Source organism: Pseudomonas sp. DC3200b2 (genome assembly GCF_049895785.1).
Classification (GTDB): Bacteria; Pseudomonadota; Gammaproteobacteria; order Pseudomonadales; family Pseudomonadaceae; genus Aquipseudomonas; species Aquipseudomonas massiliensis.
Genome location: NZ_JAFCTA010000001.1, coordinates 757,822 through 780,612 on the forward strand (window position 1 = coordinate 757,822; position 22,791 = coordinate 780,612).

General features: G+C 63.5%; 20 protein-coding genes and 1 pseudogene. 15 read left to right on the forward strand and 6 right to left on the reverse strand.

All coding sequences use genetic code 11. The features are described 5' to 3' along the window. Positions 1 to 42 precede the first annotated feature (42 nt). The 6 genes from ACP691_RS03670 (at position 43) to ACP691_RS03695 (ending at position 5,996) form a co-directional block, all read left to right on the forward strand. Complete coding sequence (locus ACP691_RS03670) at positions 43 to 561, forward strand: DUF2059 domain-containing protein (RefSeq protein WP_040262130.1); 519 nt, start codon at positions 43 to 45, stop codon at positions 559 to 561. 5 nt (positions 562 to 566) lie between these two features. Next, a complete protein-coding gene (locus ACP691_RS03675) occupies positions 567 to 860 on the forward strand; it encodes a BolA family protein (protein ID WP_040262131.1) in 294 nt (97 codons plus the stop codon). A 125-nt stretch (positions 861 to 985) separates the two neighbouring features. Then, a complete protein-coding gene (locus tag ACP691_RS03680) occupies positions 986 to 1,918 on the forward strand; it encodes a rhodanese-related sulfurtransferase (RefSeq protein WP_426150100.1) in 933 nt (310 codons plus the stop codon). A 3-nt stretch (positions 1,919 to 1,921) separates the two neighbouring features. After that, positions 1,922 to 2,554: a DsbA family protein gene (locus ACP691_RS03685; RefSeq protein WP_426150101.1), complete on the forward strand. Its 633-nt coding sequence runs from the start codon at positions 1,922 to 1,924 to the stop codon at positions 2,552 to 2,554. A gap of 140 nt (positions 2,555 to 2,694) precedes the next feature. Then, a complete protein-coding gene (locus ACP691_RS03690; RefSeq protein WP_426150102.1) occupies positions 2,695 to 5,136 on the forward strand; it encodes an EAL domain-containing protein in 2,442 nt (813 codons plus the stop codon). A 68-nt stretch (positions 5,137 to 5,204) separates the two neighbouring features. Continuing rightward, a complete protein-coding gene (locus tag ACP691_RS03695; protein WP_426150103.1) occupies positions 5,205 to 5,996 on the forward strand; it encodes a TenA family transcriptional regulator in 792 nt (263 codons plus the stop codon). 122 nt (positions 5,997 to 6,118) lie between these two features. Here the strand turns inward: ACP691_RS03695 and ACP691_RS03700 are convergent, their stop codons facing one another. From ACP691_RS03700 to ACP691_RS03715, 4 genes are read right to left on the reverse strand one after another with little or no spacing between them, the layout of a single operon-like run. Next, positions 6,119 to 6,859: a YciK family oxidoreductase gene (locus ACP691_RS03700; RefSeq protein ID WP_426150104.1), complete on the reverse strand. Its 741-nt coding sequence runs from the start codon at positions 6,857 to 6,859 to the stop codon at positions 6,119 to 6,121. A 27-nt stretch (positions 6,860 to 6,886) separates the two neighbouring features. Continuing rightward, on the reverse strand, positions 6,887 to 7,558 hold the full coding sequence (gene mupP / locus ACP691_RS03705; RefSeq protein WP_426150105.1) for an N-acetylmuramic acid 6-phosphate phosphatase MupP: 672 nt from the start codon (positions 7,556 to 7,558) through the stop codon (positions 6,887 to 6,889). Between the two features lies 1 nt (position 7,559). Further along, entirely contained in the window at positions 7,560 to 8,258 is a 699-nt protein-coding gene (ubiG, locus tag ACP691_RS03710) for a bifunctional 2-polyprenyl-6-hydroxyphenol methylase/3-demethylubiquinol 3-O-methyltransferase UbiG (RefSeq protein WP_426150106.1), read from the reverse strand. Positions 8,259 to 8,312: 54 nt separating this feature from the next. Then, entirely contained in the window at positions 8,313 to 9,644 is a 1,332-nt protein-coding gene (locus tag ACP691_RS03715; RefSeq protein WP_426150107.1) for a TRZ/ATZ family hydrolase, read from the reverse strand. 104 nt (positions 9,645 to 9,748) lie between these two features. Here ACP691_RS03715 and mtnA point away from each other — a divergent pair, with 104 nt between their 5' ends. The 7 genes and pseudogenes from mtnA to rpsA all read left to right on the forward strand — a co-directional run bounded on the left by mtnA (position 9,749) and on the right by rpsA (position 19,773). After that, entirely contained in the window at positions 9,749 to 10,825 is a 1,077-nt protein-coding gene (gene mtnA, locus ACP691_RS03720; RefSeq protein WP_426150108.1) for an S-methyl-5-thioribose-1-phosphate isomerase, read from the forward strand. Between the two features lie 317 nt (positions 10,826 to 11,142). After that, a complete protein-coding gene (gyrA, locus tag ACP691_RS03725; RefSeq protein WP_426150109.1) occupies positions 11,143 to 13,815 on the forward strand; it encodes a DNA gyrase subunit A in 2,673 nt (890 codons plus the stop codon). Between the two features lie 78 nt (positions 13,816 to 13,893). Continuing rightward, on the forward strand, positions 13,894 to 14,976 hold the full coding sequence (serC, locus tag ACP691_RS03730; protein ID WP_426150223.1) for a 3-phosphoserine/phosphohydroxythreonine transaminase: 1,083 nt from the start codon (positions 13,894 to 13,896) through the stop codon (positions 14,974 to 14,976). Further along, positions 14,976 to 16,082 carry a prephenate dehydratase gene (gene pheA / locus ACP691_RS03735; RefSeq protein ID WP_426150110.1) on the forward strand — a complete coding sequence of 369 codons (1,107 nt, stop codon included), beginning with the start codon at positions 14,976 to 14,978 and terminating at the stop codon, positions 16,080 to 16,082. Before serC ends, pheA begins: the two co-directional genes overlap by 1 nt. 90 nt (positions 16,083 to 16,172) lie before the next feature. Beyond that, positions 16,173 to 17,081, forward strand: a pseudogene (locus ACP691_RS03740) (prephenate dehydrogenase/arogenate dehydrogenase family protein); the annotation flags it as partial. Positions 17,082 to 17,267: 186 nt separating this feature from the next. Further along, positions 17,268 to 17,954, forward strand: coding sequence for a (d)CMP kinase (cmk, locus tag ACP691_RS03745; RefSeq protein ID WP_426150111.1), 687 nt, complete (start codon positions 17,268 to 17,270; stop codon positions 17,952 to 17,954). Positions 17,955 to 18,090: 136 nt separating this feature from the next. Beyond that, positions 18,091 to 19,773 (forward strand): 30S ribosomal protein S1, encoded by a 1,683-nt coding sequence (gene rpsA / locus ACP691_RS03750; RefSeq protein WP_426150112.1) that lies wholly within the window; start codon positions 18,091 to 18,093, stop codon positions 19,771 to 19,773. 162 nt (positions 19,774 to 19,935) lie between these two features. Here rpsA and ACP691_RS03755 read toward each other — a convergent pair whose 3' ends face one another. Further along, the gene (locus ACP691_RS03755; protein WP_426150113.1) at positions 19,936 to 21,279 is read right to left on the reverse strand and encodes a hypothetical protein; all 1,344 of its coding nucleotides are present in this window, start codon (positions 21,277 to 21,279) and stop codon (positions 19,936 to 19,938) included. Positions 21,280 to 21,641: 362 nt separating this feature from the next. Here ACP691_RS03755 and ihfB point away from each other — a divergent pair, with 362 nt between their 5' ends. Continuing rightward, positions 21,642 to 21,941 carry an integration host factor subunit beta gene (gene ihfB, locus ACP691_RS03760; protein WP_040262147.1) on the forward strand — a complete coding sequence of 100 codons (300 nt, stop codon included), beginning with the start codon at positions 21,642 to 21,644 and terminating at the stop codon, positions 21,939 to 21,941. Between the two features lie 16 nt (positions 21,942 to 21,957). Then, on the forward strand, positions 21,958 to 22,227 hold the full coding sequence (locus ACP691_RS03765; RefSeq protein ID WP_426150114.1) for a lipopolysaccharide assembly protein LapA domain-containing protein: 270 nt from the start codon (positions 21,958 to 21,960) through the stop codon (positions 22,225 to 22,227). Here the strand turns inward: ACP691_RS03765 and ACP691_RS03770 are convergent. Next, complete coding sequence (locus ACP691_RS03770; protein WP_426150225.1) at positions 22,224 to 22,784, reverse strand: cysteine hydrolase family protein; 561 nt, start codon at positions 22,782 to 22,784, stop codon at positions 22,224 to 22,226. The genes ACP691_RS03765 and ACP691_RS03770 overlap by 4 nt on opposite strands. Between the last annotated feature and the right edge of the window lie 7 nt (positions 22,785 to 22,791).

Consider the following 22,791-nt stretch of genomic DNA (forward strand, 5'->3'; position numbering starts at 1 on the left):
TTAGCTGTTCCATTTGCCAGATCGCCACAGTAAGGAAAACCGATGAATCGAGTTCGTGCCCTCTGCACCGCGGCCCTGTTGGCCTGCGCCGGGCCTGCCCTGGCCGCCACCGCCAGCCACGAGGCCAGCGCAGAAGCCTTCCTGATGATGGCTCACGCTGACAAGCTCGGCACGCCTGTATACATGCAGGTGCAGCAGATGTTCGCCCAGCGTTTCGCCCAGGCCAACGCCCCGGAGTCCAAGAAAGCGACCCTGGAAAGCTACCAGGCCAAGGCCAACGCCGCGCTGGACCAGGCCATCGGCTGGAACAAGCTCAAGCCGGAAATGGTGAAGCTCTACACGGACAACTTCACCGAGCAGGAATTGAAAGACCTGGTCAAGTTCTACCAGTCGCCCCTGGGCCAGAAGATCGTCAAGACCATGCCTCAGGTCACCGAGCAATCGGCTGAGCTGACCCAGCAGCACCTGCAGGAAGCCGCGCCCGTGGTGAACAAGCTGCTGGCCGACATGACCGCCGAGGTAACGCCGCCGAAGGCCGCCGAGCCTGCCAAGAAGAAGTGACCGCCATGACCATGCAAGCGCGCATCCAGCACACCCTGACCCTGCTGCAACCGCGGCACCTGGACGTGATCGATGAAAGCCACATGCACAGCCGCGGCAGCGAGACGCACTACAAGGCCGTAGTGGTCAGCGAACGCTTCGAGGGGCTGAGCCGGGTCAAGCGTCACCAACTGGTGTATGGCACCCTGGGCGAACTGATGGGCGAGTTCCATGCCCTGGCCCTGCACACCTATACCCCCGAGGAGTGGGCCGCCACGGGCGCGGCTCCGGCCTCGCCGGTATGCGCCGGCGGGCATTGATCCAGCGCAACACAGCCACGGCTCCCTTTGCTAGAATGCGCGCCGCCCGCGGGTAGCCCCCGCGTGGCGCCTATTCGAAACAACCCGGGCCGCCCTTTGCGAGGGCCCCGCCAGGAGAAGCAAAGATGTCCATAGTCGTGGCCGCGCTGTACAAGTTCGTCACCCTCGAAGATTACGTCGACCTGCGCGAGCCCTTGCTCCAGGTCATGCTGGCCAACGAGGTCAAGGGCACCTTGCTCCTGGCCAACGAAGGCATCAACGGCACCGTGTCCGGCACCCGCGAGGCCATCGATGCCTTGCTCGCCTGGCTGCGCAACGACCCGCGCCTGGTCGACCTTGACCACAAGGAGTCCCTCTGCGACGAGCAGCCCTTCTACCGCACCAAGGTCAAGCTCAAGAAAGAGATCGTTACCCTGGGCGTGCCGGGCGTGGACCCGAACAGGAAGGTCGGCACCTATGTGGAGCCCAAGGACTGGAACGCGCTGATCAGCGACCCCGAGGTGCTGCTCATCGACACGCGCAACGACTACGAAGTGGCCATCGGGACCTTCGAAGGCGCCATCGATCCGAAGACCACGACCTTCCGCGAGTTCCCGGAGTACATCAAGACGCACTTCGACCCTAGCCGTCACAAGAAGGTGGCCATGTTCTGCACCGGTGGCATCCGTTGCGAGAAGGCATCCAGCTTCATGCTCGGCGAGGGCTTCGAGCAGGTGTACCACCTCAAGGGCGGTATCCTGAAATACCTTGAGGAAGTGCCCGAGCAGGAAAGCAAATGGCAGGGCGACTGCTTCGTGTTCGACAACCGGGTAACCGTGCGCCACGACCTCAGCGAGGGCGACTACGACCAGTGCCATGCCTGCCGCATGCCGGTCAGCGTCGAAGACCGCCAGTCCCCCCATTACACCCCAGGCATCAGTTGCCCGCATTGCTGGGACAGCCTGAGCGAGAAGACCCGTCGTAGCGCCATCGACCGGCAGAAGCAGATCGAACTGGCCAAGGCGCGCAACCAGCCTCATCCCATCGGCTATAACTACCGCAAAACGACCGAGGCTTGAGCCATGGCCAACCGCCTGGTGTATGTGATGGACCCGATGTGCTCCTGGTGCTGGGGCTTTGCTCCGGTCGCCGAGGCGCTGATAAGCCAGGCGGCGACGGGCGGCGTTACCGCTCATCTGGTGGTCGGAGGCCTGCGTACAGGCCAGACCGCGCTGGATAACGGCACTCGCAAGCGTATTCTGAAGCACTGGCACAGCGTCGCGCGGACAACCGGGCAACCCTTCCGGTTCGAGGAGGCATTGCCCCCTGGCTTCGTGTATGACACCGAGCCGGCCTGCCGGGCGATCGTCACCGCCCGCCTGATCGACCCGGCCATGGCCTGGCCCCTGGCTCGCGCCATCGGGCAGGCCTTCTACCGCGACGGCATGGACGTGACCCGTACCGCCGCCCTCGTGGATATCGCCGAGGCGGTCGGGCTTTCCCGCCTGCGCTTCGCCGACACCTTCGACCTGGCGCAGACCGCCGAGGCTACCCAGGCCGACTTCACTTGGTCACAGTCCTTGGGTATTTCTGGGTTCCCCACGGTGCTGGCCGAGCATGACCGCCAATACGCATTGCTTACCAATGGCTACCAGTCGGCTGATGCCCTGGGGCCACTGCTGGCACGTTGGCTTGATCGCATCGCCGCGCTATAGTCGCGCGGTGCTGCGCCGTCCCTGACGGCAGCGTTGGCACAGTGGGAGTGCCGCGCTGGCTGAAGGCTGGAAACCTTGGCTGCGCTGTGCTGAATGTGTGCCGGGCCGCGTGGCCTGGCGTCTGCGCCTCAAAGGATCACATGAAGCAGAAACGCACCCTGGAAACGCCAAGGCTGATCAGCATCGCGTGGCCGTTCATCGCTGTTGTACTGCTGCTGGCCCTGCTGGGATGCGTCAGCTTCTACGCACTGTCCGCCGTGCGGGGCTATGTGGCAGGTGAAAGCCTGTGGTCCAAGGCGCAGAAGGATGCGATCTTCTACCTGAGCCTGTACGCGGATAACCGTGACGAAGGCACCTATGCCAAATACCGGCAAGCGATGGCGGTGCCCGAGGGCAACCGAGAGCTGAGGGTGGCCCTGGAAAAGCCCGAGCCTGACATGGCCATGGCCCGCAAGGGGCTTCTGCAGGGCGGCAATCACCCGGAAGATTTCGACGGCATCATCTGGCTGTTCCTCAATTTCCGCCATATTTCCTATTTCGCTCGCGCCATGGACCTCTGGACCATTGGCGACAACTACCTGGATCAGCTCGATGCCATTGCCGGGCAGATGCATGCCGCCATCGGGGGAGGCACCGCGACGGCGGCCGATACCTTGCGCTGGAAGCAGCAGATCGCCGCCCTGAATGAAGCAGTGACGCCGGCCGCCAAGGCCTTCAGTGATGCTTTGGGCGAGGGCAGTCGGGTGCTGCAGCGCTGGCTGGTCAGTACCAACCTGGTGACGGCGTTCCTGTTGATCGCGCTGGCCTTGTGGATCACCCGCAAGCTGCTGGTGCAGCGCCATAGCATGGCCGAGGCGCTGCAACTGGAAAAGGAACGTGCCCAGGTTACTCTGGCGTCCATCGGCGATGGGGTAATCGCTACCGACGTGACCGGCGCCATCGCCTACATGAACCCGGCCGCCGAGCAGCTTACCCATTGGAAGGCCGAGCAGGCGGCGGGCTTGCCTTTGGCTGCCTTGTTCAACCTGCTGGACGAGCATGCCGAGAAAGACCATTTCACCCTGATCGAGCGCATCCTCGGAGGGCAGCTCACCGGTGGCAGCGAGCATGCCAAGCTCATTCAGCGTCTGGACGGCAGCACGGTCTCGGTGAATCTGGTAGGCGCGCCCATCCAGACCGACGGCCGCATCAGCGGGGCGGTACTGGTGCTGCACGACATGACCCAGGAGCGGCAGTACATCGCCAACCTGTCCTGGCAAGCCAGCCATGATGCATTGACAGGCCTGGCCAACCGCCGGGAGTTCGAGCAGCGGCTGGAACAGGCCCTGACCCGTACCGCCAATGGGCGAGGGCGGCAGTCGCTCATGTTCCTTGACCTTGACCAGTTCAAGCTGGTGAACGATACCTGCGGCCATGCGGCAGGCGACGAGTTGTTGCGACATATCTGCGCCGTATTGCAATCCTGCCTGCGGGAAACCGATACCCTGGCCCGCCTGGGCGGTGACGAGTTCGGCGTGCTGCTGGAAGATTGTCCGCCGGACCAGGCCGAGCGCATCGCCGAACACCTGCGCGAGAGCGTGCACAGCCTGCACTTCGTCTGGAAAGGGCGACCGTTCATGACCTCCGTGAGCATTGGTCTGGTGCACCTGAACCTGTTGCCGGCCACGTTGGAGCTGTCTTTGCGGGCCGCGGACATGGCCTGCTACATGGCCAAGGAAAAGGGGCGCAACCGTGTGCAGGTCTATCACGCCGAAGACTCCGAAGTGTCTACCCGCTTCGGCGAAATGGCCTGGATTCAACGGCTGCGCATGGCCCTGGAGGAAGACCGCTTCACCCTTTATGCGCAAGAAATCGCCCTCTTGGCCAACGACCGCAACGGCGGCGGCCATGCTCGCCATGTGGAGATCCTGCTACGGCTGCATGATGAGCACGGGCGAATGATTCTTCCGGACAGTTTCATCCCGGCCGCCGAGCGCTATGGCCTGATGACCGCCCTGGATCGCTGGGTAGTCAAGAATGTATTCAAGGTGATCCGCCAGGCCATGGATGAAAGCGGGGAAGAACCGCTGGCCGTATGTGCTATCAATTTGTCCGGGATCAGTATCGGGGATGACGATTTCCTGGATTATCTTCGTGAGCAGTTCCGCCGGTTCGCCATTGCGCCGCACTTGATCTGCTTCGAAATCACCGAGACCAGTGCCATCTCGAACCTTGGCAGCGCCATTCGCTTCATCAACGAGCTCAAGGCGCTGGGTTGCCTGTTCTCACTCGATGATTTCTGCGCGGGCATGTCCTCGTTCGCCTACTTGAAGCACCTGCCGGTGGATTTCCTGAAGATCGATGGCAGTTTTGTAAAGGACATGCTCGATGATCCCATCAACCGGGCCATGGTTGAAGTCATCAACCATATCGGCCACGTGATGGGTAAGCGCACCATCGCCGAATTCGTTGAAACGCCGCTGATCGAGCAGGCGCTCATGGAGATTGGCGTGGATTATGCGCAAGGCTACGTGATCGAGCGGCCACGCTTGTTCACCTGTGAAAGCCTGCGCTGCGCCGACGAAGTGCGTGCCACCCCCTGACGCCTCCCTTGGGAGGCAAGGGCAGCGAACCTTGCGGTAGTTTTTCACCAACAGAAAGGAAGTTGTCGATGAATGATGTAGCGGATTCAGGTTTCACTCGCACCGGCCCTCTGATGGAAGCCGCCAGCTATCCGGCATGGGCCCAGCAACTGTTGCGTGATTGCAGCATTGCCAAGCGGCGCGTGGTGCAACATGAACTGTACCAGCGGATGCGAGACAACAAGCTCAGCGCCGGCACCATGCGCCAGTACCTGATTGGCGGCTGGCCGGTGGTGGAGCAATTCTCGCTGTACATGGCTCATAACCTGACCAAGACCCGTTTCGGTCGCCATCCAGGCGAAGACATGGCGCGCCGCTGGTTGATGCGCAACATCCGAGTCGAACTGAACCATGCCGATTACTGGGTCAACTGGTGCGCGGCTCACGGTGTGACCCTGGAAGACCTGCAGGCCCAGAAAGTGCCGCCGGAGCTGCAATCGCTCAGCCATTGGTGCTGGCAGACCTGTACCGCCGACTCGCTGGTAATCGCCATGGCCGCGACCAACTACGCCATCGAAGGCGCGACCGGCGAATGGTCGGCCGTGGTGTGCTCCACCGACGTGTACGCCAATGCCTTCCCTGAGGAAACCCGCAAGCGCGCCATGAAGTGGCTGAAGATGCATGCCCAGTATGACGACGCGCATCCATGGGAAGCTCTGGAAATCATCTGCACCCTGGCTGGAAACGACCCGTCCCAGGCCCTGCAGGACGAGCTGCGCAAAGCCATCTGCAAGAGCTATGACTACATGTTCCTGTTCCTGGAACGCTGCATGGAGCTGGAGAGCAAGAGCGTCCAGCGCGAGCGCGAAGCGGTGGCCTGATCCTACCGTGGACGGGAGCCAACTCGCCAGCTTCGCTGGCTCCCACCGCAAATGGCTCCCTGTAGGAGGTAGCGAAGCTGCCGAACACCCAAGCTGCTCAAGCCTGGACTGCGTGATCCCGACTAGCGCGCGTCGAAGGCGCGGCCGTTGATGCCGGCGCTGTCAGGCCCCATCAGGTAAAGATAGATAGGCATGATGTCCTGAGGGGTGGGGTTGCGTTGCGGGTCCTCGTCCGGATAGGCCTGGGCGCGCATGTCGGTGCGGGTGCCGCCGGGGTTGAGGCTGTTGGCGCGGATCAGCGAGCTGCCGGCGCATTCGTCGGCGAGCGTTTGCATCAGCCCTTCGGTGGCGAACTTGGACACCGCGTAGGCCCCCCATTGGGCGCGGCCCTTGCGGCCCACGCTGCTGGACGTAAAGATCACCGAGGCCTCCTTGGAGCGATGCAGCAGCGGCAGCATGGCCCGGGTGAGCATGAAGGTGGCATTGACGTTCACCTGCATGACCTGGACGAACTCCTGGTCCGGGGTTTCATCCAGGGTCGCCCGTGGCCCGAGGATGGACGCATTGTGCAGCAAGCCATCTAGGCAATCGAAGCGCTGCTCGATCGCCACTTCCAGTCGCTCGTAGTCCGCGGTTTTCGCGGTTTCCAGATCCAGCGGGTAGACCATCGGCGTCAGGTGGCCTGCCTGGTGGATGCGCTGGGCCACGGCTTCCAGATGACTGCGGGTTCTGCCCAACAGGATGACCTGGGCGCCATGGGCGGCGTAGGTTTGCGCCGCCGTGGCGCCAATGCCGCGGCCGGCGCCGGTGACCAGGATCACCCGGTTGGCCAGTAGGTCGGGGGCTGCCTTGTACTCGAACATCGCGGGGTCTCCTGGCTCTGGCGCGGGTCAACAGCCGCAGAGGGCACGATCCAGAAGGTCGCGCAGCTCCGCGGGATGGCTGACGACAGCGTCCGCGCCCCAGCGATCGGGGTTGTCGTCAGGATGAATATAGCCGTAACGCACCGCGACGGTCTTGGTTCCGGCATCCCGACCGGATTCGATGTCGCGCAGGTCATCGCCCACGAACAACACCCTGGACGGGTCCAGGCCGAGGGTCTTGCAGGCCAGGGCCAGCGGCTCCGGGTCCGGCTTGCTGCGGGTCACATGGTCGGGGCAGATCAGCACCCGGGAGCGTTCAGCCAAGCCCAGCTGGCGCATGATCGGCTCGGCGAAGCGCACAGGCTTATTGGTCACCACGCCCCAGATCAGCCCAGCCTTCTCCAGGTCTTGCAGCAGCGCTTCCATGCCGTCGTACAAATGGGTATGCACCGCGCAATGCGCCTGGTAACGCTCCAGAAATTCGAGCCGGAGGGCTTCGAAACCCTCCGCTTCAGGCGCTAGGCCGAAGGTGGCGCTGACCATGGCCCGGGCGCCGCCGGAGACCACATCACGGATAAGCTGGTCGGCGACCGCAGGCCGGCCGCGCTCGGCCAGCATGGCCTGGCAGACGGCGATGAAGTCCGGAGCCGTGTCGAGCAGGGTCCCGTCCATGTCGAAGAGTACGGCGTCCAGGCGCATTTCAAGCCTCCCGCAGAGTCTGGACCATATAGTTGACGTCCACGTCCGACGCCAGCTTGTAATGCCTGGTCAGCGGGTTGTATGTAAGCCCGATCATATCCTTGACCCGCAGGTCCGCGGCGCGGCTCCAGTTGCCCAGCTCGGAAGGGCGGATGAATTTCTTGAAGTCGTGAGTGCCGCGGGGCAGCAGCTTCATGATGTATTCAGCGCCGACAATGGCGAACAGATAGGCCTTGGGGTTGCGGTTGATGGTGGAGAAGAACACCTGGCCGCCCGGCTTGACCAGGCGGGCACAGGCGCGGATCACCGAGGACGGGTCCGGCACGTGCTCGAGCATTTCCAGGCAGGTCACCACGTCGTAGGTGCCTGGCTGTTCATCGGCCAGCGCCTCGGCGGTCACCTGGCGATAGTCGACCTCCACACCGGATTCAAGCTGATGCAGGCGGGCCACGGCCAGGGGCGCTTCACCCATGTCGATGCCAGTGACCTTGGCGCCGCGCAAGGCCATGGCCTCACTGAGAATGCCGCCGCCACAGCCCACATCCAGCACGGTCTTGCCGGCCAGGTGGGCGCGCTCGTCGATCCAGTTCACCCGCAGCGGGTTGATCTCGTGCAGGGGCTTGAATTCGCTTTCACGGTCCCACCAGCGGTGGGCGAGGGCTTCGAATTTGGCGATTTCGGCGTTGTCGACATTGCTCATGAACGGTCCTTGAAGCGAAAAGAAGAAGGAAGCGGCGAACGGGCCCCTGGCCGGTCAGCGTGGAGCGCCCTGGGCGATGCGCTCACCCCAGGCGCTGGCGCGGGCGATGAGCTCGGCCTCGTCGAAGCCGGTCAGGCGGCCCTCGTCGAGCAAGGCCTGGCCGGCCACCCAGAGGTGGCTCACACATTGGCGGCCGGCGGCGTAGATCAGTTGCGAAACCGGGTTATAGATGGGCTGAAGCGTCAGCCCTGAAAGGTCGAACGCGACCACGTCCGCAGCCTTGCCCAGTTCCAGCGAGCCGATGCAGCCGTCCAGGCCCAGGGCGCGGGCGCCGTTCAGGGTGGCCATGCGCAGGGCCCGGTGGGCATCGACGGCGGTGGCCGAGCCGGCGACGGCCTTGGCCAGCAGCGCGGCGGTGCGGGTTTCGGCGAGCAGGTCCAGGTCATTGTTGCTGGCCGCGCCGTCGGTGCCGATGGCCACGTTCACGCCCGCCTGCCAAAGACGCTCGATAGGGCAGAAACCGCTGGCCAGCTTGAGGTTGGATTCCGGGCAGTGCACCACGCTGCAGTTGTATTCCACCAACAGGGCCAGGTCGTCATCGTTCACCTGGGTCATGTGCACGGCCTGGAAACGCGGGCCGAGCAGGCCAAGCCGGGCGAGCCGGGCCAGCGGGCGCTCGCCGGTGGCGTCCACGGCCTGCTGCACCTCGAAGGCAGTTTCATGCACGTGCATCTGCACAGGCGCGTCCAGCTGGTTGGCCAGCACCCGCACCTGTTCCAGGTTGGCATCGCCCACGGTGTAGGGCGCGTGCGGCCCGAAGGCCAGGCTGATGCGCGGGTGGGCACGCAACTCATCGAACAGGGCGATGCCTTGGCGCAGGGCGTCGTCGCTGTCGCGGGCGCCAGGTACGGGGAAATCCAGCACCGGCACGGATATCTGTGCCCGGGCGCCGCTTTCATGGATGCGCTCGGCCGCCACCGCCGGGTAAAAATACATGTCGGCGAAGCAACTGATGCCGCCCTTGATCTGTTCCGCGATGGCCAGGTCCATGCCATCGCGGATGAAGGCTTCATCCACCCATTTCGCTTCGGCGGGCCAGATATGGTCCTGCAGCCAGCTCATCAGCGGCAGGTCGTCGGCCAGGCCGCGGAACAGGCTCATGGCGCCATGGCCGTGGGCGTTCACCAGGCCCGGGGCGAGCAGGCAGCCGGGCAGTTCGCGCTTTTCCCGGTGGGGCTGGGCCAGGCCTTCGGCCCGCGGCCCCATGAAGGCAATGAGGCCGTCGCGGATGCCCAAGGCATAGTCGGTGAACACCACGCCCGCCGGTTCCACCGGGACCAGCCAGGTCGGCAGCAACAGAAGGTCAAGGGCGGCGGCTTGAGGCATGGGAGGGTTCCGATGAGAGGGCGATGTGCTCGAAGTATACCCGAGCGTCTTTCCCGGGGGAGCGGTATAATCGGCGGTTTTTGGCAGCTTGAGTGGGGTGGGGCATGCGCGATCGGCTTTTGGCGGCGGAGAAGGTAAAAGCGATCGACTGGCGTGACGGCGCGCTCTTCCTACTGGACCAGCGCCTGCTGCCGGGCGTCGAAACCTGGGTTCGCTATGAAGACGCGGCGGAAGTGGCCGGGGCCATTCGGGCGATGATCGTGCGCGGCGCGCCGGCCATTGGCATCGCGGCGGCCTACGGCGTGGTGCTGTCGGCGGCCGCGCGCCTGCGTGGCGGCGGCGACTGGCAGGCGGCCGTGGCCGCGGATATCGCCTTGCTGGCCGATTCCCGGCCCACCGCGGTCAACCTGTTCTGGGCGCTCAACCGCATGCGCGACCGCCTGGCCCGCCTGCGCGACGGCGAGTCGGCCGTGGCCGTCCTGGAAGCCGAGGCGGTGGACATCCACCAGAGCGACCGCGAGGCCAACCTCACCATGGCCCAGCTTGGCGTGGAGCTGATCCGCCGACACCAGGGCAACATGCAGACCCTGCTCACCCACTGCAATACCGGGGCGCTGGCCACTGGCGGTTTCGGCACGGCCCTGGGCGTGATCCGCGGCGCCTGGCTCGAAGGCATGGTGGAGCGGGTATACGCCGACGAAACCCGGCCCTGGCTACAAGGCTCGCGGCTGACGGCCTGGGAGCTGGCCAACGAAGGCATTCCGGTTTCCCTGAATGCCGATTCGGCCGCCGCCCACATCATGAAGACCAAAGGCGTGACCTGGGTGATCGTGGGGGCGGACCGCATCACCGCCAACGGCGACGTGGCCAACAAGATCGGCACCTACCAGCTGGCGGTCAATGCCATGCACCACGGCGTGCGCTTCATGGTGGTGGCGCCCAGTTCCACCATCGACATGACCCTGGAGAGCGGTGACCTCATCCCCATCGAGGAACGGCTGGGCAGCGAGTTGCTGGAAGTGGGCGGCACCCGCATCGGGGCCAACGTGGAAGCCTTCAACCCGGTGTTCGACGTCACCCCGGCTGACCTGATCGATGCCATCGTTACCGAGAAGGGTGTGATCGAGCGGCCCGACACTGCCAAGATGGCTCAATTGATGTGCCGCAAGCGCTTGCATTGATGGTCGCGCGGCCAAGGCCATAGCCCGGCGCCCGGCAGGCCGGTTGAGCCCTGCCAAGCCTCTATCGCGCTCTGTTCCCACGCCGGGGCAGGGCGCACAGCCCCTCAATCGCGCTCCAGGCGATTTTCTCCCTCCAGCTTCCTCCTCCAAGGCCCTCTTTGGGATAGGCCTCAGACACGCTCTGTGGTAACATCCGGCGGTTTGGAGACGGGCCGTCATCGAGGCGCGTCCCCTGTTTGTGAGACGCAAGTCGTCAGGTGTGTCGCTGGCCAATGCTGGCTCGGCTGAGTTTCATTACATAAGGAATCAGGCTTCTCATGGGCGAACTGGCCAAAGAAATCCTACCGGTCAATATCGAAGACGAACTTCGGCAGTCGTACCTCGACTACGCCATGAGCGTAATCGTCGGGCGGGCCTTGCCTGACGCGCGCGACGGCTTGAAGCCGGTGCATCGGCGGGTTCTCTATGCCATGAGCGAGCTGGGCAACGACTGGAACAAGCCCTACAAGAAATCGGCCCGTGTGGTCGGTGACGTGATCGGTAAATACCACCCTCACGGTGACACCGCCGTCTACGACACCATCGTGCGCATGGCCCAGCCCTTCTCCCTGCGCTACCTGCTGGTGGACGGCCAGGGCAACTTCGGCTCGGTGGACGGCGACAACGCCGCGGCCATGCGATACACCGAAGTGCGCATGACCAAGCTGGCCCATGAGCTGCTTTCCGACCTGCACAAGGAAACCGTCGACTGGGTGCCCAACTACGACGGCACCGAGCTGATTCCCGCGGTGATGCCTACCCGCGTGCCCAACCTGCTGGTCAACGGCTCCAGCGGTATCGCCGTGGGCATGGCCACCAACATCCCGCCCCATAACCTGGGAGAAGTACTCGATGGTTGCCTGGCGATCATCGACAACCCGGACGTGACCATCGATGAGTTGATGCAGCACATCCCCGGCCCGGACTTCCCCACCGCCGCGGTGATCAATGGGCGCCAGGGCATCATCGAGGCCTACCGCACCGGCCGCGGGCGCATCTACATGCGGGCGCGCTCCACCGTCGAAGACATCGACAAGGTAGGCGGCCGCCAGCAGATCGTGGTCACCGAGCTGCCGTACCAGCTGAACAAGGCGCGGCTGATCGAGAAGATCGCCGAGCTGGTCAAGGAAAAGAAACTCGAAGGCATCACCGAGCTGCGCGACGAGTCCGACAAGGACGGCATGCGCATCGTCATCGAGCTGCGCCGGGGTGAAGTGCCGGAGGTGATCCTCAACAACCTGTACGCGCAAACCCAGCTGCAGGCGGTGTTCGGCATCAACATCGTCGCCCTGGTGGACGGCCGCCCACGGCTGCTGAACCTGAAGGACCTGCTCGAGGCCTTCGTGCGCCATCGTCGCGAAGTGGTGACCCGCCGCACCGTGTTCGAGCTGCGCAAGGCGCGCGAGCGTGGCCACATCCTTGAAGGCCAGGCAGTGGCCCTGTCGAACATCGATCCGGTGATCGCCCTGATCAAGGCCTCGCCCACGCCGTCCGAAGCCAAGGAAGCCCTGGTGTCCACCGGCTGGGAGTCCTCGGCGGTGATGACCATGGTCGAGCGCGCCGGCGCCGACAGCTGCCGCCCCGAGAACCTGGACCCGCAATACGGCGTGCGCGACGGCAAGTATTACCTGTCGCCCGAACAGGCCCAGGCCATCCTCGATCTGCGCCTGCACCGCCTCACCGGCCTGGAGCATGAAAAGCTGCTGGCCGAGTACCAGGAGATCCTCAACCAGATCGGCGAGCTCATCCGCATTCTCAACAGCCCCGAGCGCCTGATGGAAGTCATTCGCGAAGAGCTGGAGCTGATCCGCGCCGAGTATGGCGACGCGCGCCGCACCGAGATCCTCGACGCGCGCCTGGACCTGACCCTCGGTGACATGATCCCCGAGGAGCATCGCGTGGTGACCATTTCCCACGGCGGCTATGCCAAGACCCAGCCCCTGGCGGCCTACCAGGCCCAGCGCCGTGGCGGCAAGGGCAAGTCCGCCACCGGGGTGAAGGATGAGGACTACATTTCCCACCTGCTGGTCGCCAACAGCCACACCACCCTGATGCTGTTCTCCAGCAAGGGCAAGGTGTACTGGCTCAAGACCTACGAGATTCCGGAAGCCTCCCGCGCCGCCCGTGGCCGGCCGCTGGTGAACCTGCTGCCGCTCAGCGAAGGTGAGTACATCACCACCATGCTGCCGGTGGAGGAATACACCGAAGGGCACTTCATCTTCATGGCCACCGCCAACGGTACCGTGAAGAAGGTGCCGCTGGAGCAGTTCAGCCGCCAGCGCAGCGTGGGCCTGATCGCCGTGGAGCTGGACGAAGGCGACGTGCTCATCTCGGCCTCCATCACCGATGGCCAGCGCGAAGTGATGCTGTTCTCCGACGCCGGCAAGGTGACCCGCTTCAACGAGGCCGACGTCCGCCCCATGGGCCGTACCGCTCGTGGGGTGCGCGGCATGCGCCTGGGCGAGGGCCAGCGTCTGATCTCCATGATCATCCCGGAGGAGGGCAGCCAGATCCTCACTGCCTCCGAGCGTGGTTACGGCAAGCGCACCGCCATCGCCGAGTTCCCGCAGTACAACCGTGGCGGCCAGGGCGTGATCGCCATGGTCAGCAACGAGCGTAACGGGCGCCTGGTCGGGGCCGTGCAGGTGCTCGAAGGCGAGGAGATCATGCTGATCTCCGACCAGGGCACCCTGGTGCGCACTCGCGTGGGCGAAGTGTCGAGCCTGGGCCGCAACACCCAGGGCGTGACCCTGATCAAGCTGGCCACCGACGAGAAGCTGGTGGGCCTGGAGCGGGTTCAGGAACCGTCCGAGGAAGAGGTGGAAATCTTCGAGAGCGAGGACGCCCTGGCCGCGAGCATGGTGGAAGAACTGATCGAGGCGCCCGCCGATGGGGTCGAGACGCCTGCCGAGGAACTGGGTGACACCGGTGGCGAACCGATCCCCGAATGAACCGGCATTGTGGTGAAGGCGGGCGCCCGGGCGCCCGTCGATGCAAGTACTATCAGCCCTTGTAGAGCGAGAGTGGATGTGAGCAACCGAGCCTTTAACTTCTGCGCAGGCCCCGCTGCGCTCCCTGAAGCCGTTCTGCAGCGCGCCCAGGCGGAAATGCTCGACTGGCATGGCAAGGGCCTTTCCGTCATGGAAATGAGCCACCGCAGCGACGATTACACGGCCCTGGCGCAGAAGGCCGAGCAGGACCTGCGCGACCTGCTGTCCATTCCGTCCAACTACAAGGTGCTCTTCCTGCAGGGCGGCGCCAGCCAGCAGTTCGCCGAGATTCCGCTGAACCTGCTTCCCGAAGGCGGCGTGGCGGACTATATCGATACCGGCATCTGGTCGCGCAAGGCCATCGACGAGGCACGTCGCTACGGGACCATCAACGTGGCCGCGTCCGCCAAACCCATGGACTACCTGGACCTCCCCGTCCAGGCGGAGTGGAAGCTGAGCGACCAGGCCGCCTACGTCCATTACGCCAGCAATGAAACCATCGGTGGCCTGGAATTCCAGTGGGTACCCCAGGTGGACGCGCCCCTGGTGGTGGACATGTCCTCCAACATTCTGTCACGGCCGATCAACGTGGCCGACTACGGCATGATCTACGCCGGCGCCCAGAAAAACATCGGCCCCAGCGGGCTGGTGGTGGTGATCATTCGCGAAGACCTGCTCGGCAACGCCCGGGCCAGCTGCCCCACCATGCTCAACTACAAGGTGGCGGCGGACAACGGCTCCATGTACAACACCCCGGCCACCTATTCCTGGTACCTCTCCGGGCTGGTGTTCGAGTGGCTCAAGGAGCAGGGCGGCGTCACCGCCATGGAGCAGCGCAACCGGGCCAAGAAAGACAAGCTCTATGCCTTCATCGACGGTAGCGACTTCTACAGCAACCCGATCGCGCCCGCGGCTCGTTCCTGGATGAACGTGCCGTTCCGCCTGGCCGACGAGCGACTGGACGGCGCCTTCCTCGCCGGGGCCGACGCTCGCGGCCTGCTCAACCTCAAGGGCCATCGTTCGGTAGGCGGCATGCGCGCTTCCATCTACAATGCCCTGGGCATGAACGCCATCGATGCTCTGGTGGCCTACATGGCCGAGTTCGAGAAGGAACATGCCTGATGACGGATGCAAACTCTGACCAGGCGCTCAAGGCACTGCGGCTGCGCATCGACAGCCTCGACGAAAAGATCCTCGAATTGATCAGTGACCGCGCCCGCTGCGCCCAGGAGGTCGCCCGGGTCAAGATGGGGTCCCTCGCCGCTGGCGAGCAGCCCGTGTTCTACCGGCCGGAGCGCGAAGCCCAGGTGCTCAAGCGGGTCATGGAGCGTAACCAGGGGCCCCTGGGTGACGAGGAAATGGCGCGCCTGTTCCGCGAAATCATGTCCACCTGCCTGGCCCTGGAGCAGCCCCTGAAGGTGGCTTACCTGGGCCCGGAAGGCACCTTCACCCAGGCCGCGGCCATGAAGCATTTCGGCCATGCGGTGATCAGCCAGCCCATGGCGGCCATCGACGAAGTGTTCCGCGAAGTGGTTGCCGGCGCGGTGAACTTCGGCGTGGTGCCGGTGGAGAACTCCACCGAGGGGGCGGTGAACCATACCCTCGACAGCTTCCTCGAGCATGACCTGGTCATCTGCGGCGAGGTGGAGCTGCGCATTCACCACCATCTGCTGATCGGTTCCAACACCAAGACCGACAGCATTTCGCGCATCTACTCCCATGCTCAGTCCCTGGCGCAGTGCCGCAAATGGCTGGACGCCCATTACCCCAATGTGGAGCGGGTGGCGGTGTCCAGCAATGCCGAGGCCGCCAAGCGGGTCAAGGGGGAGTGGAACTCCGCCGCCATCGCCGGTGACATGGCCGCCAGCCTCTATGGGCTGGATCGCCTGGCCGAGAAGATCGAGGACCGCCCGGACAACTCTACGCGCTTCCTGATCATCGGCAACCAGGAAGTGCCGCCCACGGGGGATGACAAGACCTCGGTCATCGTGTCCATGCAGAACAAGCCTGGCGCATTGCACGAGCTGTTGATGCCGTTCCACGAGAACCACATCGACCTCACCCGTATCGAGACCCGCCCGTCTCGCAGCGGCAAGTGGACCTACGTGTTCTTCATCGATTTCATCGGCCATCACCGGGACCCGCTCATCAAGGCGGTGCTCGAGCGCATCAGCGGCGAGTCTGTCGCGCTGAAGGTGCTGGGGTCCTATCCCAAGGCCGTGCTCTGACCTTCGCTTCCCGGCGCGCCACAGGCGCGCCCCTGTATAACCGGATCGCGGCGGCAGCCCAGCCGCGGTCAAGGCTCCCCGGATGTTCCCATGTCGAATGAAAGCACTTCCCGCCCCGCGCCGCTGATTGGCCGCCTGGTTGTCGTAGGTCTTGGCCTGATCGGTGGCTCCTTCGCCAAGGGCATGCGCGAAAGCGGGCTATGCCGCGAGGTGGTGGGCGTGGACCTGGACGCCCGGTGCCGCTTGCGCGCCGTCGAGCTTGGGGTGACTGATCGCTGCGAGTCGTCCCTGGCACAAGCCTGTCAGGGCGCGGATGTGATCCAGCTGGCAGTGCCTATCCTGGCCATGGAGCGCGTGCTGAGGTTGCTGGCCGAGCTGGACCTGGGCGATGCGGTGATCACCGACGTGGGTAGCGCCAAGGGCAATATCGTGCGGGTTGCCCGCCAGGCCTTGCCGGGGCAACTGAGCCGTCTGGTGCCCGGGCACCCCATCGCCGGCTCCGAGCAGAGCGGGGTAGAGGCGGCCAATGGCGCGCTCTTCCACTGCCACAAGGTCATTCTTACGCCCTTGCCGGAAACCGAGCCGAGCGCCGTGGCCAAGGTGGAAGCGCTATGGCGTGCCCTAGGCGCGGATGTGGAGCACATGGAGGTGGAGCGCCACGATGAAGTGCTTGCCGCCACCAGCCACCTGCCGCACCTGTTGGCCTTCAACCTGGTGGATTCGCTGGCGCGGCGTGACGAAAGCCTGGAAATCTTCCGCTACGCGGCCGGGGGCTTCCGTGACTTTACCCGGATCGCCGGCAGCGACCCGATCATGTGGCACGACATCTTCCTGGCCAACCGCGACGCGGTGCTGCGCCAGCTGGACAGCTTCCGCGCCGACCTCGATGCCCTGCGCGAGGCGGTGGATAGCCGGGACAGCGAGGAGCTGCTGCAAGTGTTCACCCGGGCGCGCATGGCCCGGGAGCATTTTGGCGAGATCCTCGCGACCCGGGCCCGGGCGCGGCAGCCGAAGGCGCCTGAAGAAAGAAGGCAATAGGCCAGTCACTGCCGCTTCTCGCCCCATCGGAGTATCATGCGCCGCGGTTGCGGTTGCCGATAGGGTTGCCGCGGGGCGCTTGCCATTCATTTCAAGGTCCCGGGCGCGCCGCGCGCCAGGGATGCACGTGTCGGAAGAGGGTCTGCTGTGAATTTTCAAGCTCCGGTCATCACCATCGACGGGCCCAGCGGCTCGGGCAAGGGCACGGTCGCCAGCAAGCTGGCCGAGAAGCTGGGCTGGAACCTGCTCGACTCCGGCGCGCTGTACCGCCTGCTGGCGTTCGCCGCGGGCAACCATGGCGTGGCTCTGAGCAATGAGGCTTCACTGGTGCTGCTGGCCAAGCACCTGGACGTGCAGTTCGTCGCGGCAACGGACCACCGGCTGGACCGCATCGTCCTGGAGGGGGATGATGTCTCCCAGGCCATCCGCAACGAACAGGTGGGCGCCGCTGCTTCCCAGGTAGCCGCCATCCCCGCCGTCAGGCAAGCCTTGCTGGAGCGGCAGAAGGCCTTCCGCGAAGGCCCGGGCCTGATCGCCGATGGCCGTGACATGGGCACCGTGGTGTTCCCGGACGCGCCATTGAAGATCTTCCTCACCGCCAGTGCGGAGGAGCGAGCACGTCGCCGGTACTTGCAGTTGAAGGCCAAGGGCGATGATGTTAGTCTGGCGAGTCTGTTGGATGAGATACGTCTGCGCGATGAGCGCGACACCCAGCGCGCGGTGGCCCCGCTCAAGCCGGCCCCCGACGCTATCCAGCTCGATTCCACCGAGCTGTCCATCGAACAGGTGCTTGATCGAATCATGAGCGAGGTCGCGTTACGCGAACTCGCCTGACCAGGAAAGCCTTCGGGGTTCCAGCGTAAGCGGCGATGGCCGCTGCCCCCGCAGGCTTTCTTTTACTTGAACGCAGCCCACGTCAACTGGAGCGTGGTTGATGAGCCGATCGCCGGCTCAATTTACAGGAATTAAAATGAGCGAAAGCTTTGCAGAACTTTTTGAAGAAAGCCTGAAAACCCTCAACCTTCAGCCAGGCGCGATCATCACCGGTACCGTTGTCGACATCGACGGCGACTGGGTGACCGTTCATGCCGGCCTGAAGTCCGAGGGCGTCATCCCGCTCGAGCAGTTCTTCAATGAAGCTGGCGAGCTGACCATCAAGGTCGGTGACGAAGTTCACGTCGCGCTGGACGCGGTGGAAGACGGCTTTGGCGAAACCAAGCTGTCCCGTGAAAAAGCCAAGCGCGCCGAGTGCTGGATCGTTCTGGAAGCTGCCTTCGCTGCCGAAGAAGTCGTCAAGGGCGTCATCAACGGCAAGGTCAAGGGCGGTTTCACCGTCGACGTCAACGGCATCCGCGCGTTCCTGCCGGGTTCGCTGGTCGACGTGCGCCCAGTGCGCGACACCACCCACCTCGAAGGCAAAGAGCTCGAGTTCAAGGTCATCAAGCTGGACCAGAAGCGCAACAACGTTGTCGTTTCCCGTCGTAGCGTCCTGGAAGCCGAGAACAGCGCCGAGCGCGAAGCCCTGCTGGAATCCCTGCAGGAAGGCCAGCAGGTCAAGGGTATCGTCAAGAACCTCACCGACTACGGCGCCTTCGTGGACCTGGGCGGCGTGGACGGCCTGCTGCACATCACCGACATGGCCTGGAAGCGTATCAAGCACCCGTCCGAGATCGTTAACGTTGGCGACGAGATCGACGTCAAGGTTCTGAAGTACGATCGCGAGCGTAACCGTGTCTCCCTGGGCCTGAAGCAGCTGGGCGAAGACCCATGGGTTGCCATCAAGGCTCGTTACCCGGAAGGCACCCGCGTGAACGCGCGCGTCACCAACCTGACCGACTACGGCTGCTTCGCGGAGCTGGAAGAAGGCGTGGAAGGCCTGGTGCACGTTTCCGAAATGGACTGGACCAACAAGAACATCCACCCGTCGAAAGTCGTTCAGGTTGGCGACGAAGTGGAAGTCATGGTTCTGGACATCGACGAAGAGCGTCGTCGTATCTCCCTGGGCATCAAGCAGTGCAAGTCCAACCCATGGGAAGACTTCTCCGGCCAGTTCAACAAGGGTGATCGCATCACCGGTACCATCAAGTCGATCACCGACTTCGGTATCTTCATCGGTCTGGACGGCGGCATCGACGGCCTGGTTCACCTGTCCGACATCTCCTGGAACGAAGCCGGCGAAGAAGCCGTTCGCCGCTTCAAGAAGGGCGACGAGCTGGAAACCGTCATCCTGTCCGTTGATCCTGAGCGCGAGCGCATCTCGCTGGGCATCAAGCAGCTGGAAGACGATCCGTTCTCCAACTTCGTTGCACTGAACGACAAGGGCGCCATCGTCCGCGGTACCGTCAAGGAAGTCGACGCCAAGGGCGCTGTCATCACCCTGGCCGACGACATCGAAGGTACCCTGAAAGCCTCCGAAATCAGCCGTGACCGCGTTGAAGACGCGCGCAACGTGCTGAAGGAAGGCGACGAAGTCGAAGCCAAGATCATCAGCGTCGACCGCAAGTCCCGCGTCATCAGCCTGTCCATCAAGTCGAAGGACGTTGAAGACGAGAAAGAAGCCATTCAGAGCCTGCGCGACAAGCCAGCTTCTGAAAGCGCCGGCCCGACCACCCTGGGTGATCTGCTGCGCGCTCAAATGGAAAAGCAGAACTGAGTTCTGACTTCCATTGAAAAAAAGGGGTGACTTCGGTCACCCCTTTTTTTTTGCGTCTTTGCCAAGTCTCTTGCCGGACCTCGTGGGACCCAGCGCCAGCTGGGGAACTGCTTTTACGGCAGCTGGCGCTAGCTCCTGTAGGTATCCATGACCCGACAGGGATTAGCTGGCCGGTTCAATGCCACTGTGATCGCTTTCCAGACGCAGCAGGAGCGAGGCAATTGTCGATGCCAGGTGCTCACCGGCTTGAAGGGAGACTGCCAACGCCATCAAGACCTCGGCTGCCTTGTCCTGCGCCAGGGCAGTCGTCAGGAGCTGGCTGGCGGGCTCTCGCAGACTGGTCGCGGTAGGTTCAGGGTCATCCGCGAGCCGGGCGAATCGGCTCAGCGCCTCCGCCCCTGGCGTGTCCTCGTCGATCTCGAACAGGGCCCAGAAGACCATGCCAAGGGTGCCGGCGGGCTGTTCTTCCCGGCGGCTCCAGGCGCGCAAGACCATACCCTCGCGCTCAGCCTTTTCCAGCAGGCGTCGTACCTTGCCCGGTAGGGTAGCGGCCGCCTTGTAGCGATTGTAGTAGGTACGGCTGGCCAGGCTCGCTGCATCACGAACCGCCCGCCAGGCCACTGACCAGAGCTGAGCGACACTGTAGGTTCGAAGAGCGTGCCTGAAGCTGCTCTCCACCTGTCCGAGCTCTTCCTCTTCAAGCAGATGATTATAGGTGAGGCATTCACTACGAAAATAATTCATCACGTCCTGTACGGCATAGTCCAGCCATAGCTCGGTGAGGGCGGCGCCATCGGAGAAGCTTCGGGTGCAGAGCGTTTCCAGCCATTGGGCGGCGTCCTGGCCATGCTTGTCGGGGGCAAGCGCATACACCACGTTGTCCCGCTCGAACCAAAGCTCGTCGCCCTTGAGAAAATAGGCCCCAGGCGGGGCCTCCAAAGGCAGGTCTATCAGGATGCCGGTTGTCCAGAGGCGTTTGATGAAAGGGCTTGGGCTGCTGGGTGCCAAGGCCTCGCAATCGGCCAGGATGAAGGATCCGGAGGCCAGACGTGGCGTAATGGCAGCCTCCAGTGCAAGGAGAATCAATGCCTCGTCATCCTTGATGGCGGCGTAGTCGTAGCTGTGGGCGTCCTGTTCCCTGGCATGCTCTGCCAGGCGAGCGTCGAGGGCGGCGGCCATTTCCGCATCGCGCTGGCGCTTCAGGTTATTGGCCAACTGCTGGCAGCATTCACAGCGGCGAGAGCTGTGTGGTGGCTGTTTCCTGGCCTCTGATCGACTGCCGATCTCGATCGGGTCGCCACATTCCACGCAGGGCTGGTTTTCGTCGTAGGCCTTGCAGCGCTCGCGCACATAGGCTGCAATGGCCCCGCTCTGAGGAATGTCCTTGAAGGGCAGCAGGTCGCTGACCTTTTCCAGGAATGCACCTGAATCGTCCATTGCCCAGTAGCGGCGTATGAAGGCGACCTCTTCCGGGTCTTCGGTGAATAGCTCTAGCCTGATTGTCATCTGCGGTTGCCGTTATTTCGTGTCAGCAATATCCGTAGCGAAACCTTTCATCCTTGTTTGAAAGGTTCTGGAAGCCTGGAAGTCGGTAAGCCGACTACCAGCCCAGCGGCGAGCCTAAGGCAAGTGTTGATCCTATTTGAACGTTTTTTGCTTTACGGGATGTTGCCGGAGCTCTGACCAGGGTCCGGGTCAAATACAGGCTTTATCGTTCAAGCCAACGTCTCAGCGCGACGGCTTTTTGCAGTCAAAACCACGTCGCCCGCAAATTTCTGTAAAAGTCAATACTCAGGCTGTTCAAATGCTTCCGGTCATGCTACAACCTTCTTGCGGTTTCCTAGCTTCTTGATAAAGAAGGGAAAAACATGACGAAGTCCGAACTGATCGAACGTATTGTCACCCATCAGGGCCTGCTGTCCTCCAAGGATGTGGAACTGGCCATCAAGACCATGCTTGAGCAAATGTCCCAATCATTGGCGACGGGAGACCGGATCGAAATCCGCGGCTTCGGAAGCTTTTCGCTGCACTATCGCGCGCCTCGCGTGGGGCGCAACCCGAAAACCGGGCAGTCGGTTACCCTTGACGGAAAGTTCGTGCCTCATTTCAAGCCGGGCAAGGAACTGCGGGATCGCGTAAACGAAGAAGAAGCGCGCGATAGCGCCTGATGCTGGAGGAATGTCCGTGCGGAGTTTGACGCGCCTGGTGCAAGTAGTACTGCTATTGATAGTTGCGGCAGTCTGCCTGTTGTTCGTATTGGAAAACCCGCAGAAAGTCAGCCTGAGTTTCCTCGGCTTCGCCGGGCCGGAGTGGCCGGTATCCGTCGTGGTATTGCTCGCCTTGCTGGCCGGGCTCGCCGTTGGCCCGGTGATCGGTTGGTTCATCGCCATCCGAGGTCGTCGTCGGCTGCACCGCGCCGCCTTGCGTCAGAAAGCCGGTACTGCCCAGGGCTAGGCGCTAGTCAGGCAGTCGGCGGTAGTGACCACGATCGCATAGTCCATGGCCAGGTTGCTCAGCGACAGTGCCTGAATATCCTCGGCAGGCCACAGCCGGCCGCCCAGGTCTTGCTGGTCGAAGGTGAAGGTAGCGTCGCTCACCACCCTTACCTTGAAGCCCAGGTTGCCGCCAGTGCGAGCGGTAGCTTCCACTGAATTGTTGGTCGCCACGCCTACCATCACCAAGGCGTCGATGCTGCGTACTCGCAGCCAGCGTTCCAGCTGGGTCGCAATGAATGCGTCCGGAACATTCTTCTCGAACAGCGCTTCCTCGGCCAAGGGTGCGAGTGCCGGCTGAAATTCGCACCCCGGTTGTCCAGGGCGGAATACCGAGTCTGGTGAACGGGAAATATGGCGGATATGCACCACCGGGTATCCCTGCGCTCGCCAGTGAGCGAGCAGGGCGGCGATGTTGTGCTCCGCGCTCGGATTGTTACGCGGCCCCAAGTGGGGTGCCTGCATCCCCCGTTGCATATCGATGATGACCAAGGCCGGCGCTTGAGCGATTGCTACCATGCTGGCA